This is a genomic window from Geobacter grbiciae, assembly GCF_018531165.1.
GTDB lineage: Bacteria > Desulfobacterota > Desulfuromonadia > Geobacterales > Geobacteraceae > Geobacter > Geobacter metallireducens.
In genome coordinates, this window is record NZ_JAHDIW010000001.1 from 394,016 (window position 1) to 408,939 (window position 14,924).

Consider the following 14,924-nt stretch of genomic DNA (forward strand, 5'->3'; position numbering starts at 1 on the left):
ATAATACAAATAATTTGTACACAAATCAAATCCGGGTTCGCAACGGACTGGAAACACGAGAAAAAAGGTACACTTTACGTCGCGGGTTACCCCCGTGTCAGAGGCGCGTCGCGCGGAGCCTGAGAGCGTTGCTCACCACCGATACCGAGCTAAGGCTCATGGCCGCGGCGGCGATCATGGGGCTCAGGAGGATGCCGAAGAAGGGGTAGAGGACGCCGGCGGCAACGGGGACGCCGATGGAGTTGTAGGCGAACGCGAAGAAGAGATTCTGACGGATGTTCCTCATGGTGGCCCGGCTCAGGAGCCGAGCCCGGACGATGCCCCGCAGGTCTCCCTTCACCAGGGTCACCCCCGCGCTTTCCATGGCCACGTCGGTCCCGGTCCCCATGGCGATCCCCACATGGGCACGGGCGAGGGCCGGGGCATCGTTGATCCCGTCGCCGGCCATGGCTACGATGTGCCCTTCTTCCTGGAGCGTTCTGACCTTGTCTGCCTTCTCCTCGGGCAATACCTCGGCGATTACCTCGTCGATGCCGAGCTTTTCCGCAACGGCCCGAGCCGTGGTCCGGTTGTCGCCCGTAAGCATCACGATTCGGATCCCCTCCTCGTGGAGCATCGCGATCGCCTCGGGGGTGGTCTTCCGGATCGGGTCTGCCACTGCGAGCATCCCGACCGCCTTCCCCTCGACCGCCACGAACATGGCCGTGGCCCCCTCTGTCCGCAACTGATCCGCCCGCTTTTTGAGCTCTCCCGGCTCGATGCCGAGTTCCCCAAGGAGTCGGGGATTGCCGAGAGCGACGGCGACGCCGTCGACCCGTCCGGTGACACCCTTCCCGCTCAGGGCCCGAAATTCATCGACCTTGCCCGGCTCGACACCCTGCGCTTTCGCGCCGGCTACGATCGCAGCGGCGAGGGGGTGTTCGCTCCCCCGCTCCAGGCTCGCGGCGAGAAAAAGGAGCCGCTCTTTGTCGATTCCCTGGGCTTCGACCGTTGTGAGCCCCGGCTTTCCTTCGGTGAGGGTGCCGGTCTTGTCGACCACGAGGGTATCCACCAACCGCAGCGTCTCGATCGCCTCGGCGTTTTTGAAGAGGACCCCCAGCGATGCCCCTTTGCCTGCGGCCACCATGATCGACATGGGGGTGGCGAGCCCCAGGGCGCAGGGGCAGGCGATGATGAGGACCGCCACGGCGTTCACCAGGGCGTGCGCGAGGCGGGGCTCCGGCCCGAGGATTCCCCAGACGGCAAAGGTTATGCCGGCAATGAGGACCACGGCGGGGACGAACCAGGCGGCCACCCGGTCGGCAAGCTTCTGAATCGGTGCCCGGCTCCGCTGCGCCTCGGCGACCATCTGGACGATCCGGGAGAGGAGGGTGTCCGCCCCGACCCGTTCGGCCCGCATGACGAGGGTGCCGCTTCCGTTCACCGTGCCGCCGGTCACCAGGTCTCCCTGTGCTTTCTCCACCGGGATCGGCTCGCCGGTGATCATGGACTCGTCGACGCTGCTCGAACCTTCGACAACCTCGCCGTCCACCGGCATCTTCTCGCCGGGTCTAACCCGCAGCAGGTTGCCCGGTTCCACCTGGTCGAGGGGGATATCCTCTTCGGAGCCGTTCGCCTTGACGAGGCGCGCCGTCTTGGGTGCGAGGCCGAGCAGGCCCCTGATGGCGGCGCCGGTTTGTGAGCGGGCCTTGAGTTCCAGCACCTGGCCGAGAAGGACCAGCGTGACGATCATGGCCGCTGCCTCGAAGTAGACGGCCACCGAACCATCGGCGTGGCGGAACGAGGCGGGAAAGATGCCGGGGGCAACCGTTGCGGCGATGCTGTAGAGATAAGCCACGAGGACCCCGAGACTGATCAGGGTGAACATGTTGAGGTTGAAGGTTGCCACCGAGCGCCATCCCCGAACCAGGAATGGCCAGGCGCACCAGAGGACAACCGGGGTGGTCAGGGCGAGTTCCAGCCAGGTGCGGGTTTGCGGGGCAACAAGGGCATCGAGGCGCACCCCGGGGATCATCCCTCCCATGGCGCTGGCGAAGACCGGAACGCTCAGGAGCAGCGCCACCTGGAAACGGCGCCGCATGTCGACCAGTTCCCGGTCTTCCTCTTCTTCCGCTGCCGGGGTTTCCGGTTCGAGGGCCATGCCGCACTTGGGGCAGCTTCCCGGTCTATCCTGGCGGACCTCCGGATGCATGGGGCAGGTGTAGACGGCTCCATGCAGCTGGTGCTCCGGTGCTGGTGATGGTTTTCCCTTTGCGTAGGCCGCCGGGTCGTTCCTGAACTTTTCCAGGCAGTGTCCGCTGCAGAAAAAGTACGTCGTGCCGGCGTGCTCATGGGCGAGTTTTGTCTTCTCGGGGTCGACCTCCATGCCGCAGACCGGGTCCGTGGCATGGGTGTGCGGCGTCAAACCTTCCCTGGTTTTTTCGTGTCTCATCATTTCTCCCTGATGACCAGGATGTCTCCCTTCTCTAGGATCCCGTCCTGCCGAAAAGGGGCACCTGAGGAAAGAGGGGTGCTAGTCCCGTTTTTTCTCACCGACGTTCCTGATTCTGATGGCATCCGGCTCATATCCTGCGGAACGGTACCCTTCGGGGATTGTTGCCGTGTTGCCGTCGCGCAGTTGGGTGTAGTGGGGCGACATGATCTCCACTCCCGCCTCGTTGAAACTGTCCTGAATGTTTTGATGGAGATCGGAGTAGATTTTAGCCATCTTATGGGGATGGTCGGTGTAGGCGTTCAACTCGTAGTTCACGTAGAAATCGTTCAGGGCGGTCTGAAATACGAAGGGTTCCGGGAGTTCGAGGACATGCTCTGTTCGGCGCGCCGCCTCCACGAGCAGTTCGTGGACCCGCTTCCAGGGAGCATCGTAGCCGATGGTGACGCTTGTATGGAGGATGAGACCGTATTCCTGGGCGGAGGAACTGTAATTGGTGATGTGACTGCCGAGGACCATGGAATTGGGTACGGTTATGTCCACGTTCTTGATGGTCCTGATCCGGGTGACGAGGAGCGTTTTCTCCACCACGTCTCCCATGGTGTCGGCGATCTTCACCCGGTCACCGATCCGGAAGGCCCGCGTGTAGGTGAGGATCACCCCTGCCACGATGTTGGCAACGGCCGAGGTGGAGCCGAGGGAGAAGAGCACGCCCAGAAAGATGGATACCCCCTTGAATGCGGGAGATTCCGATCCCGGCAGGTAGGGGAAGGCCACAACCGCCGCGAAGGCGATGATGAGGAACTGGACGATCTTGAAGGTCGGCTCCGCCCATTCGCTGAAAAAGCCGGGGATCGATATGGTCCCCTTGCCGATTTCGGCGAAGATCAGCCTGATGAGCTTGAGAATGTAGTGGGTCACCACGACGATGGCGATGATAAAAAACATGTTGGGAAGAGAGCCCCATACGGCGCCACCGATTGTCGAGAATGGCGTCAGGAGATAGTGGAGGAGCTTGGCCCCGAAACCGTGGGTCCAGGGGAAAAGGCTGAATACCAGGGGGATGTAGATGTAGAAGAGGAGCAGGGTGAGGAAAATCCGGCACCCCTTAGCCAAGGCTTTCAGGGCTGCCACGATCCGGTCGGCGTTTATGATCTCGAAGGCCTGGATCTTGAGTGTCCGGATTTTGGTCCCGCGCCACGATTCGAGCTTTCGGTACAGCGCCGGGAACAGACGCCCGAATACGATGAGAAGGGCTGAGAGAACCACTGTTGCAAGGAGGGCGTAAACGGAGTTTTTAACGATATTTTTTGTCTCATATCTGCTCCAGTGCTCGGCAAGGGCTGCCCGGATTGTTGCCGCGCGCTCCCGGGCGAGACTCTGGTGGGTCATCCCCTCCGCGGACGCATCCCGATCGGTGATGGTCATGATGGTGAGGTCGCCGGCTACGATGTCGGAAGAGCTTTCCCCCTCGACAACGTCGACGGTATCGCTGCGGAAAAAGGGATCGCTCGTAAGTTTCTGGAGCCGCTCCGTGATGATGCGCGCCCTGTCTTCGGGAGAAAAGGAGAGGACCCGCTCCCTGACCGAGAAGAGTTCCTTCCCGTCCAGCATGACCTGAGCCTTGGGCGTTACGGGGAGAGATACGTCCTTTTGCGGGGAAGCCGCCGCCCCAGTGGTGAAGAGAGCAATTACAATCAAGAAGTGAGTTGCAATCCGGAAAATCCTGTACATGAGCCACCCTTCGTGCGCCGGTAATGGGAGTAGAGCGAAGCCATCCTTCAAACTGTACCAGCAACCACGGCTGTTTCAACGACGGGCCGGGCGCGTTGAGGGGAGAGGCAAGGCGGAAAGCTACCTGGACTCGGGCACGAGGCGCTTGGTGAGGAAGCGGAAGAGGGATGGGTAGAGGATACTGGCGAAGAGGGCGGTGAGGACGAGGGCGCCGTTCATGGCGGGGGAGAGGATCCCCATTTTTTCGCCGATGGTGCCGGCAACGACGATCATGGAGAGAGGGGCCGAGATGAGAAGGGACATGCGCCCCGCATCCATGAACGAGACGCCGAGGGGCCGCGCCAGGAGGAGCAGCGGCGGCAGGTTGGAGGCCAGCACCGCGATTGTGAGGTACAGGGCCATTATGATGGTGGGGGGATACATGAGGAAGTCGATGTTGAACTGTCCCCCGACGCCGATGAAAAAGAAAGGGATGAAGAAGCCGAAGCCGATGGCGTTGATTTTTTCCTCGAACTTTCCCTTGCTCCGGAAGACGTAGCTGAAAATCATCCCCGCGATAAATGAGCCGAGAATCGGTTCGACCCCCGCCAGCGATGCCAGTAGCCCCCCGGCAAAGGCCAGGGTGATGACGGTCCGGATCCCTTCCTCGACCGGGTCTTCGCTCTCCATGACCATCCGTACCCGTTCCGGGTTCCACCAGACGAGCACGTAGAGAACCTTGAGGACCACGAAAGCGAGCCCGAAGAGGACAGTCAGCTTGACCAGTTCCATGCCGGCCATTACGGTGAGCCCGTGCTTGTGGTAGGCGTCGATGAAGGTCAGGACCAGGATCGAGAGGAATTCACCGGTCAAGGATACGCCGACGATTTCCTGTCCCAAGGCGGTCCTGATGGTGCCCAGTTCCCGAAGGACGGGGATGACGATGCCGGCCGAGATCATGGCCACCGACACCCCGAGATAGAACGGTTGCCCCAGGTAGACGAAGACAAGGGGGGTGATGGTAAAGGAGAGGAGGGCGACGAGCACGTACCAGACGCTCTTGCCGCTTTTGCGGATCTGGCGCAGATCGAGCTCCATGCCGGCTATGAACATCAGGTAGATGAAGCCGATTTCCCGCAGGAGCTGGAACCATTCTGGCGCCCTCTGCCGGAGAACCAGATTGAACAGCACGACGCCGAAGATGATTTCCAAGGCTGCCGACGGGATGCGGAAGCGCCGTCCGAGAAACGGGATAATCATGGCCCCGAACAGGATCATGAGAAAGGATGTCTGGTTTTCGAGCATAACGTTGCCGGTTCGTTCGTCGCGCCCGTGGTCAAATGGCGGATTGAGCAGATGGTATCAGAAGAGTTGTTGTCGGCGCACGTTTCACCGTGTGCCAGCAGACGTCGGGGCGGAAGACCCTTCTGAAAAAATTTTCGAGACGCCAGCTCCCGATGCTGGCCACGGTCATGTCATAGGAGTCAAGGGCATCCCGGAAGGCGCTGATCGGGTTGCCGTCCAGCTGATTGATGGCGACATTCTTCTTGAACAGCAGAGCCAGGTCGGGGACGGTCTTCTTCATCATTTCGAACTCGCGCATCTCTTCGTCCGTGGCGATGTAGGGGGAGAGGGTGGCGAAGAGGGTCGTGATTTCGAAATTGACCGATGACGATATTTCGAGAGCGGTGCCGAGTGCCTGCTGGAGTCCCGGATCGTCGAAGCAGGGAACAGCGACCTTCTGGTACGGGAAGGTGCCTCTGGCAAGGAGGAGTGGCGCGCCGGCTATGCGGGACAGTTCCATCATCATGAGCTTTTCGGACCGTTCGCTGATGAAAGAAAAGAGGACCCCTCCAGGGCGTGGCGGTGCGAGCATGACCAGAGCGGGCCGGGTGCTGTGGCGCTTCATGATTTCCCCCATTGCTATGGATGGGAGCAGGGAGGTTGTCTCAACTATCGGCGGCTCGGAGCATCGCTCTTCCACCCGCATGCGAAGCTGCTCCGCCCGGCTTGCCGCTTCAGGCGGGTGGAAGATGAGCAACTGGTGCAGGGGGAATGTGTCGAGGATGTAGACGACTTCCTCGAAATACCGGTCGCCCTCCGTTCCCTCCAGATAGACATAGAGGGCGTCGCCGTATTCGCGGGGGAATGCCTCGAAGCGGAAGGTGAGCATCTGGGCGATAGTGTTGATGGCCTGGGGATCCCCGAGAATGATGACCTTGTCATGGGGCCTGAGGGCCACGTCACCGGTTGGCACCACGATCTGCCCCTCGCGATAGATGATGCCGACCCGCCAGCGCTGGGGCCGCAAAGAGGCAAGGGGTTTGTTGACCAGGCGGGAGAAGGGGTGGACCTCCACCTCAAGAATCTCGTTTTTGCCGATTCCGATGCCGTGAACGGCCTTTGTCTTGAGTTCGAGGCGGTTGCGCAGGCCAATGGCGCTGACGGTGAAGATGCTCTCCACCTCGGCACCGTAGCTTTCCAGTTCGGCGATTCCCTTCTGGGTGATGCCGAGGGCGATGACCCTCTGTACCACGAAATGCTCGGCAAGAAGGCGTGCCACTTCGATATTCACCTGCTCACTGGTGGTGCAGATGACGATCGTGTCGGCTTCGCCGATTTGGGCACGTTCAAGCATGAGACGACTTGTGGCATCGCCCTGGATAAGGGTTGCCGCTTCGCCGCAGATCTGGCGGGCCGCCTCGAGCGCTTCAGCTGCCTGATCGATGCAGACGAGGGGGATGTCACGGGTCAGCATGGTTATGAGGGGGCGGCCCACAGTGCCGAGGCCAATGATAACAAAGCGGGGTTCGGCCATTACCAGACAACTCCTTCGAGCGGCATGTTTTCGGACCGGTTCCGGCGCCTCTGAAATAATAACAGGTTTTACCCGCGAAATCTCATGGCTACAATTCGGCAACATATGCCCGCAATAACTACTGGCCGGTAAATTCCGGATGGATACTGCATTTATTTATTTGGATGTTTTAGTAAAAAACGTTTGCACTCAAATCAAAAACTGTTATATTTGCTTTTAAATATGGCGAATGCTTTTTGCATAGGGCAGCTTTGTGGGTAGAAATATCAGGTATTTCAGTCGGTTGCTTTTTGGAAAATCTTATGACTAGGTTTTGTCGTTCGACTTTGTCAGCTAGGTAGGGGCATGCATAAAAGAACTCTCCTCATAGTGACGGTCATCATTTCTTCATTCTTTGTTGTCCTGGGAATGAGAAATCCGGACCAGAACCGGTCTTCGACTCCGAAGCCGCGTCCCCGGGCCGTCATCGAGAGCATTGCAAAGACTTCGGACAGGGTTGTCACGCAGTTTGATTCGGCTGTCGTGGCGCTGGCCGTGCTTGTGCCCACCCCCTTCCGACCAGCATCTAATATTCAGTTGGTTCCCGATGTCTATTCCCCTTCTCATTCCCCCTTCCTTGCATCCCATTCCTCGCGAGCACCCCCCCTCTCGTAGTTGTTCCAGGCTGATCAGCCGAATCGTATTGAATTCATTGCATTCCCATGGACGGGCGGCTGCACGTGCCTGACTCGCCGGTGTGCGTGGACGGTTCCCTTCACTGTGTGCCAGCTATGGCATGAAGTTGATGGCTGCGAATCCGTAGCAATGCATTGCTGCCCGTGACTACGCCCTTGTCCTGCTGCATGAAGAATGCGGGTGACGCTGACTGGATTCAGATGAGTATGAATTTACACAAGAGAGTGAGGTGATCATGCATGCGAAACGGCAAATCCGTAGGACCTGTCTACACGATACAGATTGTCGGCAATGCACTCGACATGCTCGAGCTGCTGGCAATGCGGCCGGATAATCCGTCTCTTGGAAGGCTGGCAGAGTCGCTCAACCTGTCAAGAAACAAGACATACCGACTCCTTTCGACTCTGTGTGAACGGGGCCTTGTGGAACAGGATCTGGAAACCGGTACCTATACCATTGGCGTTGCGGCGTTGGAGCTGGCCCAGAGGCTGCTTCGCCAGGCCCCTGTCGTGAACCATGCCCATCCTATCATGGAGGAACTGGCGAGAAAGCATGACGAAGCTGTCTATATGACGGTTATGCGGGGTGACGACGTCGTGTTTCTCGATATGGTCGACTGTGACCGCCAGGTGAAGGCCACGCCCCTGATAGGCCGGCGCTTCCCCTATTTCACGAACGCAGCCGGCAAAGCAATCAAGGCTCTTGAGGGAGCTGATCCGCTGAACCTGCTGAAGAAACGTGGCAGGAAAAACAATTCACTCGATGTGGGGACGTTGCTGAAGGAACTGCACGAGATCCGCCGCAAGGGCGTCGCCGTCGACTGCGGCGGCCTTGGGGAAGGGATTGTGAGTGTTGCCGTGGCAGTTCGGGACTATGCCGGAAAAGTGGTGGGAGCGATTACGATGCTCGTGCCATCGTTCAGGGCAGTGGCCGATCGGCTGGAGAGTGAGATTATTCCCTCCCTAATGGAAGGAGCTGATCTGCTCTCGATGAAGCTGGGACACGGGCCATGCTGAAGGCCACGCACAGATGTTGCGAAAGGAGGTGGTGAAGCGCCGAATACAACAATGGGGGAGCGGGACGCCGCTCCAGTATCCCCGAAAACAACAGAAAGGAGTAACTCCCATGGCTGAAAAGCAATACGACTGGGCGGCCATCGCCCGCAATCCGAAATTCGTTGAACTCCACCGCAAGAAATCAACGTTTCTTGTCGGGTGGTGGGTATTTTCCACCGTCTTCTACTTCCTCCTTCCTATCGGTGCGGCATACGCCCCTGCCATCTTCAAGGTCAAGATCCTGGGCCGGATCAACTTCGGCTACCTCTTCGCCCTCTCCCAGTTCTTCGTCTCGTGGGGGATCGCCATGTACTACGCCCATGTGGCCAACAAAGACTTCGACCGGCTCACCCGCGAGCTGGTCGAAGAGCTGAAATAGGAGGAGGTCTGCAATGAGAAAATGGATTGCCGGTATCACTCTGGCCCTTTCCCTGGGTTCGTTCGCCTTCGCCGAAGAGCCTGCCAAGGCCCCGGCTGCCCCCGGTGCCCCGGCAGCAGTAACCGTCCCGGCCGCCGTTCCGGCGCCGACGGCCAGCGCTCCCGCGGCTGCCACCGACGCCGCCAAGACAGCTGTCCCCGCAACCACGACCGAGCCAAAGAAGCTCAAGGCCAACCCGATGGTCACCATCCCGATCTTCCTGACCATCATCGCCGTCACCATGGCCGTTGTTGTCTGGTCGGCCAAGCGGACCAAGTCTGCCGCCGACTTCTACACCGCCGGCGGGGGCATAACCGGTACCCAAAACGGCTGGGCCATCGCGGGCGACTACATGTCGGCCGCTTCCTTCCTGGGGATTTCGGGGATCATCTCCCTCTACGGCTACGACGGGTTCATGTACTCCGTCGGCTGGCTTGTGGCCTACATCACGGTGCTCCTCATCGTGGCGGAGCCCTGCCGCAACGCGGGCAAGTACACCCTGGGCGACATTCTCTCCTTCCGCACCGAGCCGAAGCCGGTTCGCGCTGTGGCAGCCCTGTCGACGGTAACCGTCTCCACCTTCTACCTGACCGCCCAGATGGTCGGCGCCGGGAAGCTCATGCAGCTCCTCATCGGCATTCCCTACAAGTTCGCCATCATCGGCGTCGGCATCCTCATGGTCGGCTACGTGGTCTTCGGCGGGATGACCGCCACCACCTGGGTCCAGATCATCAAGGCTGGCCTCCTCATGTCCGGCGCGTTTCTCCTCTCCATTCTGGTGGCTGCCAAGTCAGGGTTCAGCCCGTTCCAGTTCTTTAACGACATCGCCACCAGCCCGAATATCATCGAGCACGTCCAGAAGGTGGTCCTGAAGGATCCCATCGCCGTAGCCGGTTTCGATTACGGGCAACGGTTTCTTGAGCCGGGCCTTTTCCTGAAGCAGCCCCTCGACCAGATCTCCCTCGGGATGGCTCTCGTTCTCGGCACCGCCGGCATGCCCCACATCCTGATGCGCTTCTTCACCGTCCCCACGGCACAGGCCGCCCGCAAGTCCGTTATCGTTGCCATGTTCATCATCGGCTTCTTCTACATCCTGACAACACTGCTCGGTTTCGGGGCCGCGCTCCATGTGACCCCCCAGGCCGTCTCCAAGGTCGGTAAGGGTGGCAACATGGCCGCCATGATGCTTGCACAGCAGATCGGTGGCGATATCTCTCCCTTCATCGGCGACCTCCTCCTGGCGTTCCTCAGTGCCGTTGCCTTCGCCACCATCCTCGCCGTCGTGTCGGGCCTCGTACTGGCAGCCTCCGCAGCCATTGCCCACGACATCTACGTGAACGTCATCAAGGACGGGCACGCCGACCAGCACGAGCAGGTCATGGCCGCCCGGATCACCTCCCTCTGCGTCGGCGCCGCCGGCATCATGATCGGGATCGCGGCCGAGAACCAGAACGTCGCCCACCTGGTGGCCCTGGCCTTCGCCGTTGCCTCCTCCGGCAACCTGCCGGTCGTCGTTATGTCCCTCTTCTGGCGCAAGATGAACACCGCCGGCGTCATTTCCGGCCTCGTGGTCGGTACGGTGGCCGCCATCGCCCTGGTTATGGTCTCCCCCAACATGACCTATCCGCAAAAGGTGGCCGCCGACGCCCAGAAGGTGGTCGTGGCCCTGGAGAAGAAGCAGGCCGACGGCGCCGTCCTCTCCGAGAAGGAGATGAAGGATCTCGACAAGGCCAAGGCCGACTACGAGAAGAACAAGGACGGCAAATCCATGCTCGGTCTGGACAAGCCCCTCTTCGCCCTGAAGAACCCGGGCATCATCTCCATCCCGCTCGGCTTCATCGCCGCCATCGTCGGCTGCCTCGCCTTCCCGAGCCGCCGCTCCGAGGAGATGTTCGACGAGATCTACGTCCGCCAGAACACCGGCATCGGCATGGCCAAGGCCATCGATCACTAAAATTCTTTTCACAGAGGAGAGAGATGTTATGGGGAAGGGAAACCTTCCCCCTTTTTTGTGCAATTCCGAAGGGATGTCGCCAGTCGTGTCGGAATCCCGGGCCGGCACGTTCCAACGCAGAGTTCGCGTCCCGCCGCAGGTACTTGTAGGTCCACACCTTGATGAAGTCGTTCAGAATAAATCAGGTCAGGGTATGGCGGTTACCGGGTAGAAGTCGTAGACGACGATCGATGCAGTCATGAACAAGATGACCCGAATCGTTTCAGCCACCCTGAAGATACTGTAGCACTTCATCCGCTCGAAGGTGATTCCAGGTCGATTCCTCCTGAACCTCCAATGGCTTTAACACTCAATGCGGCCTAAGCTGATTTTACAGTTTATTTGCCGCAGTAATACCAGCACAGCGCCCTGCTCCGAGCAATGCGGTCCGATCGTTGAGTATGACCTTCACCGGAATAGATTCTAATACCGTACTCAGACGGCCCTTGGTTAGGAATGACGTCATGAAATCAGTTCCCTTCAGCTTATCGACAATCCGTGGCGCAATGCCACCGCCGATGTAAACGCCACCGGTGGCTAGGAAACGGAGTGCTGCGTTCCCTGCTTCGGCCCCGTATATGGCTATAAAGAGGTCAAGCACGGTACTGCAAAGGTCACAACTGTTCGTCATGGCTGCATGGACGATCGCTATCGGAGGATCCACAGAGCGCATTGCATCGATGACGGCATTTGTCTCAGACAGTCCCCGCACATCGCGATAAAACCGGTAAATGTTGTATAAGCCCGGACCGGAGACCACCCGCTCGTAACTGACCCGCCCATATTCGGCGAGCAGGTAAAGTAGAAGCTCTGTCTCAAGATTGGTGCGGGGAGCAAAGTCGGCGTGACCAGCCTCACTGGGGAGCGGCCGGTGACATATGCCATCCCAGTACGCAAATGACTCTCCCAGACCGGTCCCCGCAGACACCACGGCTATTGTTCCGTTTGCGACCGGTTGCCCCTGCTGAAGGACCGCAAAGTCTTCATCCTGCAAGATGTCAATACCATAGGCGTTAGCGTCAAGGTCATTGATGAGTAGCACCTCCGGTAGCCCGAGAACAGTAGCCAGATCGCTTCCATCTATACTCCAGGGCAGATTGGGGGTTCTGACCATTCCCCCAAGAACAGGACCGGCTATGCCGAAGCAAGCCTTTTCAGGATTCAAGTGGTTTTCAGACACGAACAGCTCGATGATTTCAGTCAGACTTGGGAAATGATTGCTCGGATAATGCTTCTCAGCCACTACCGCAAGTTTTCCTGCGTCCGCTTCAAAGTATGCGAGCCGTGTAGTAGTTCCGCCGATATCTCCAGCAAGAATAAGCATTGGTCAGCTCCCTATCCCTTGTTTCCCGTGTCAGTGCAATAATCAAATACCTTCCAATCAGTTGCAGGGAATTACGACAACGGTGAAGTCCACCCCTTCCCAATGTCCTGCCCCCGGCCAGTAGATTGTAAACCTCACCTGATTTCCCGGCAGGAGTGGTCCAGTAGCCAACTCCGCCGCATGAATTCCCAATCTGGTATCGATTGAACTCACATCCCCGGACGTATTCCAGTCATCGGAACTCCAGTGGATGACTGCCGGTGCCAGCGTCTCAATGCACAGTATCTTGCCGGCAGGCAGGTTGCGAATCTTGTGATTGAAACGCCATACGGCACGCCGGGAGACGGTTTTGTCGGTCAGGTACCGCTGCGCTGCTTGCGGCGGCATATCGAAAATGCGGCCGTCGCGCAGGGAGCGGAGCAGCTTGAGATATTCGGCATGAGCCCAGACAAGCGGCATAGCAGACCCAGATGGCCGCCCCAAATACAGTTCCCGCTCCGGCATGTCCGGAGCATCCCAGATCTGTTCGGGAAACAGTCCCTCTCTCCCGGCAAAGGATTCAAAGTCAGCCCGAAGTTGCTGTGCCACTTCGATATGTCCCGCCGCCAGTTCAAAATGGGCTCGCTCACCAGTCAACAAAGGCCATGCGCGGCCGATCCCGGTGCCATCAAAAGGTTTGCCGTCTTCATGCTCACCGTATCCGTCGCCGTTGTAGCGGTGCCAGAGAGCACCTTGTGGTGTTTCCACTTTGAGCAGTGCATCAATGACTTTGACCGTATCAAGAATGCGCTGGTCCGAGGCGGCTCGCAGCCCGAAACGGACCAACGCCAGGGCATCGGGGCTTACCAGATGGCAGGCCATGCTTTCAGCCTGCTTGGGGGCAACGTTCTTGATGGGAATACACTCCTGAAAACGAGTAATATTGTCCACGTCCTCGACCGGAGCGATACGTACGTAATATCCTGCCACATTGTATTCTCGACACCAATCGGTTCCGGTTACGTACATCCAGCGGTCGATTGATTCATTCCACACATCGGCAGTTTCCCGTAAATATGTTGCGATGGAGGGTTCATTGTGTATATCCGCCAGATCCGCCGCTGCCAGGAGAGCTGTGATTTCTGCGGCAACCGTGAACGGCGAATAGCCGGGATCTTCCTCCCAGCGGTCCTGCTGACTTACCGGCCCGTTGCAGACCAGATAGGCTGCGGCTTGTCGAACCATCGGCCAGAAACGGGCCAGATCAGCCGTTTCCAGCACCTTTTCGCGCCGGGCCAAGTCAACAAGAAGAATTGGCAGGGCTGTTTCGTCCATCTGGATACCGTTCCAGTAGGGGGAACCATCCATCCACATGTTCTGGGCCCAGTGCCCATCTGCCTCCTGAGTCGTCTGAAGATAACAGAGCACTCTGCGAACCTCATCATAGGCGCCCGCGGCCAGAAGCCCGCCCGCGGACTCCACCAGATCGCGTGGCCAGATGAGGTGATAGCCGCCCAGATCATTATCGCCTTTGTTGAATCCCCACGGTATCGAAAGGCTTGCGATTATTCCCCCAGGGAAATTTGGGGCCTCGTGTATGCGCACTACAGCGGTGCTGACCCGGTAATAATTTTGCCGATCATCTCCGTTATCCTTATCAAGGGATTTCAGTTTCCGCTGCCATTGAATCCACTCCTCGATATACTCGATTTTCGCAGTATTGAAACCGTCTTGTAGTGCGGCGCGGGCGCGGTTCCCCGCTTCGGCTGTATTGCGGCCAAATGCAAGGGCCAGAAGAAATTCTCCTGTGTCCGCTTCCAGGCTAACCTCGGCCGTCAGGGCAACGTTGCCGTTTTCGGCCCGTGAGTAGTTCCAAAGCAGCTGTTTATGAGATACCAGATCCTGCCAACCGTCCGAAGAACCGACAAATCCGGCTGTACGCTTGAGCAGGGGCGCTGAACAGGCCAGAGCCAGAGCATTTCCATCCCGCTCGGCGAACAGCATGGGAATACCTTTATATTCGTCAATCCAGGCGGTATTGCCGGCTCCGTGATTGCCCAGGTGCGGGGCGAGCAGCACAAAGATCCGATAATCCGAAACCTGTCCTTCCCGGGCTATGAACCGGGTCTGCTGCAACACTACGTCCCGCTGCGGATCGGCCAGGATCTGCTTTTCGATACGGTAGCGGTCCTGCCGGCAGGTATTGACCACACGGAACGCCGGGACTCCTTCGGCCAGCCAGCTTACTTCGCTGCTGGTGTCACGTTTTTCCTCGGAGAGGAAATCCGCTCCGTCAGTGATGATCATTCCCAAGTCCCGCACACAGGCCTGGTCCTGGCGCGGGTAGTAGATCTCGTTGAAAATGCCGTGGCTCAGGGTGAACCAGACGCGGCTCTTGTTACTGAGGGAAGTGCCCACGCCCGACTTGGCACTGGAAGTCCACCGTGCAGGAATGCCGGGCCATCCTGGAGCGTTCTGATCCAAAGTATTCATAAGGCTGTCTCCCAATAAAATCTGT

The 14,924-nt window shown here is 58.8% G+C and carries 9 protein-coding genes; 3 read left to right on the forward strand and 6 right to left on the reverse strand.

Annotated features, from left to right (window positions below):
* Positions 1-97 precede the first annotated feature (97 nt).
* From KJB29_RS01735 to KJB29_RS01750, 4 genes are all read right to left on the reverse strand, one after another.
* Positions 98-2,431 carry a heavy metal translocating P-type ATPase gene (locus KJB29_RS01735; protein ID WP_246560106.1) on the reverse strand — a complete coding sequence of 778 codons (2,334 nt, stop codon included), beginning with the start codon at positions 2,429-2,431 and terminating at the stop codon, positions 98-100.
* A gap of 81 nt (positions 2,432-2,512) precedes the next feature.
* Entirely contained in the window at positions 2,513-4,132 is a 1,620-nt protein-coding gene (locus KJB29_RS01740; protein WP_246560108.1) for a mechanosensitive ion channel family protein, read from the reverse strand.
* Between the two features lie 153 nt (positions 4,133-4,285).
* The gene (locus tag KJB29_RS01745; protein ID WP_215733094.1) at positions 4,286-5,449 is read right to left on the reverse strand and encodes a cation:proton antiporter; all 1,164 of its coding nucleotides are present in this window, start codon (positions 5,447-5,449) and stop codon (positions 4,286-4,288) included.
* A gap of 31 nt (positions 5,450-5,480) precedes the next feature.
* On the reverse strand, positions 5,481-6,962 hold the full coding sequence (locus KJB29_RS01750) for a potassium channel family protein (RefSeq protein ID WP_215733095.1): 1,482 nt from the start codon (positions 6,960-6,962) through the stop codon (positions 5,481-5,483).
* Between the two features lie 914 nt (positions 6,963-7,876).
* On the opposite strand from KJB29_RS01750, the gene KJB29_RS01755 reads away from it, so the two are divergent.
* The 3 genes from KJB29_RS01755 (at position 7,877) to KJB29_RS01765 (ending at position 11,064) form a co-directional block, all read left to right on the forward strand.
* On the forward strand, positions 7,877-8,653 hold the full coding sequence (locus KJB29_RS01755) for an IclR family transcriptional regulator (RefSeq protein WP_215733096.1): 777 nt from the start codon (positions 7,877-7,879) through the stop codon (positions 8,651-8,653).
* 109 nt (positions 8,654-8,762) lie between these two features.
* The gene (locus tag KJB29_RS01760; protein WP_215733097.1) at positions 8,763-9,071 is read left to right on the forward strand and encodes a DUF485 domain-containing protein; all 309 of its coding nucleotides are present in this window, start codon (positions 8,763-8,765) and stop codon (positions 9,069-9,071) included.
* Between the two features lie 13 nt (positions 9,072-9,084).
* Positions 9,085-11,064 (forward strand): solute symporter family protein, encoded by a 1,980-nt coding sequence (locus KJB29_RS01765; protein WP_215733098.1) that lies wholly within the window; start codon positions 9,085-9,087, stop codon positions 11,062-11,064.
* A 370-nt stretch (positions 11,065-11,434) separates the two neighbouring features.
* Here KJB29_RS01765 and glk read toward each other — a convergent pair whose 3' ends face one another.
* Both glk and KJB29_RS01775 read right to left on the reverse strand, forming a co-directional pair.
* A complete protein-coding gene (gene glk, locus KJB29_RS01770) occupies positions 11,435-12,427 on the reverse strand; it encodes a glucokinase (protein ID WP_215733099.1) in 993 nt (330 codons plus the stop codon).
* A gap of 57 nt (positions 12,428-12,484) precedes the next feature.
* On the reverse strand, positions 12,485-14,899 hold the full coding sequence (locus KJB29_RS01775; protein WP_215733100.1) for a glucan 1,4-alpha-glucosidase: 2,415 nt from the start codon (positions 14,897-14,899) through the stop codon (positions 12,485-12,487).
* Positions 14,900-14,924: the final 25 nt, after the last annotated feature.

Bases quoted from the DNA above. Each gene is read 5' to 3' on its own strand.
- KJB29_RS01735 (WP_246560106.1), bottom strand. From the start codon at position 2,431: ATGAGACACGAAAAAACCAGGGAAGGTTTGACGCCGCACACCCATGCC.
- KJB29_RS01745 (WP_215733094.1), bottom strand. From the start codon at position 5,449: ATGCTCGAAAACCAGACATCCTTTCTCATGATCCTGTTCGGGGCCATG.
- KJB29_RS01750 (WP_215733095.1), bottom strand. From the start codon at position 6,962: ATGGCCGAACCCCGCTTTGTTATCATTGGCCTCGGCACTGTGGGCCGC.
- KJB29_RS01755 (WP_215733096.1), top strand. From the start codon at position 7,877: ATGCGAAACGGCAAATCCGTAGGACCTGTCTACACGATACAGATTGTC.
- KJB29_RS01760 (WP_215733097.1), top strand. From the start codon at position 8,763: ATGGCTGAAAAGCAATACGACTGGGCGGCCATCGCCCGCAATCCGAAA.
- KJB29_RS01765 (WP_215733098.1), top strand. From the start codon at position 9,085: ATGAGAAAATGGATTGCCGGTATCACTCTGGCCCTTTCCCTGGGTTCG.
- glk (WP_215733099.1), bottom strand. From the start codon at position 12,427: ATGCTTATTCTTGCTGGAGATATCGGCGGAACTACTACACGGCTCGCA.
- KJB29_RS01775 (WP_215733100.1), bottom strand. From the start codon at position 14,899: ATGAATACTTTGGATCAGAACGCTCCAGGATGGCCCGGCATTCCTGCA.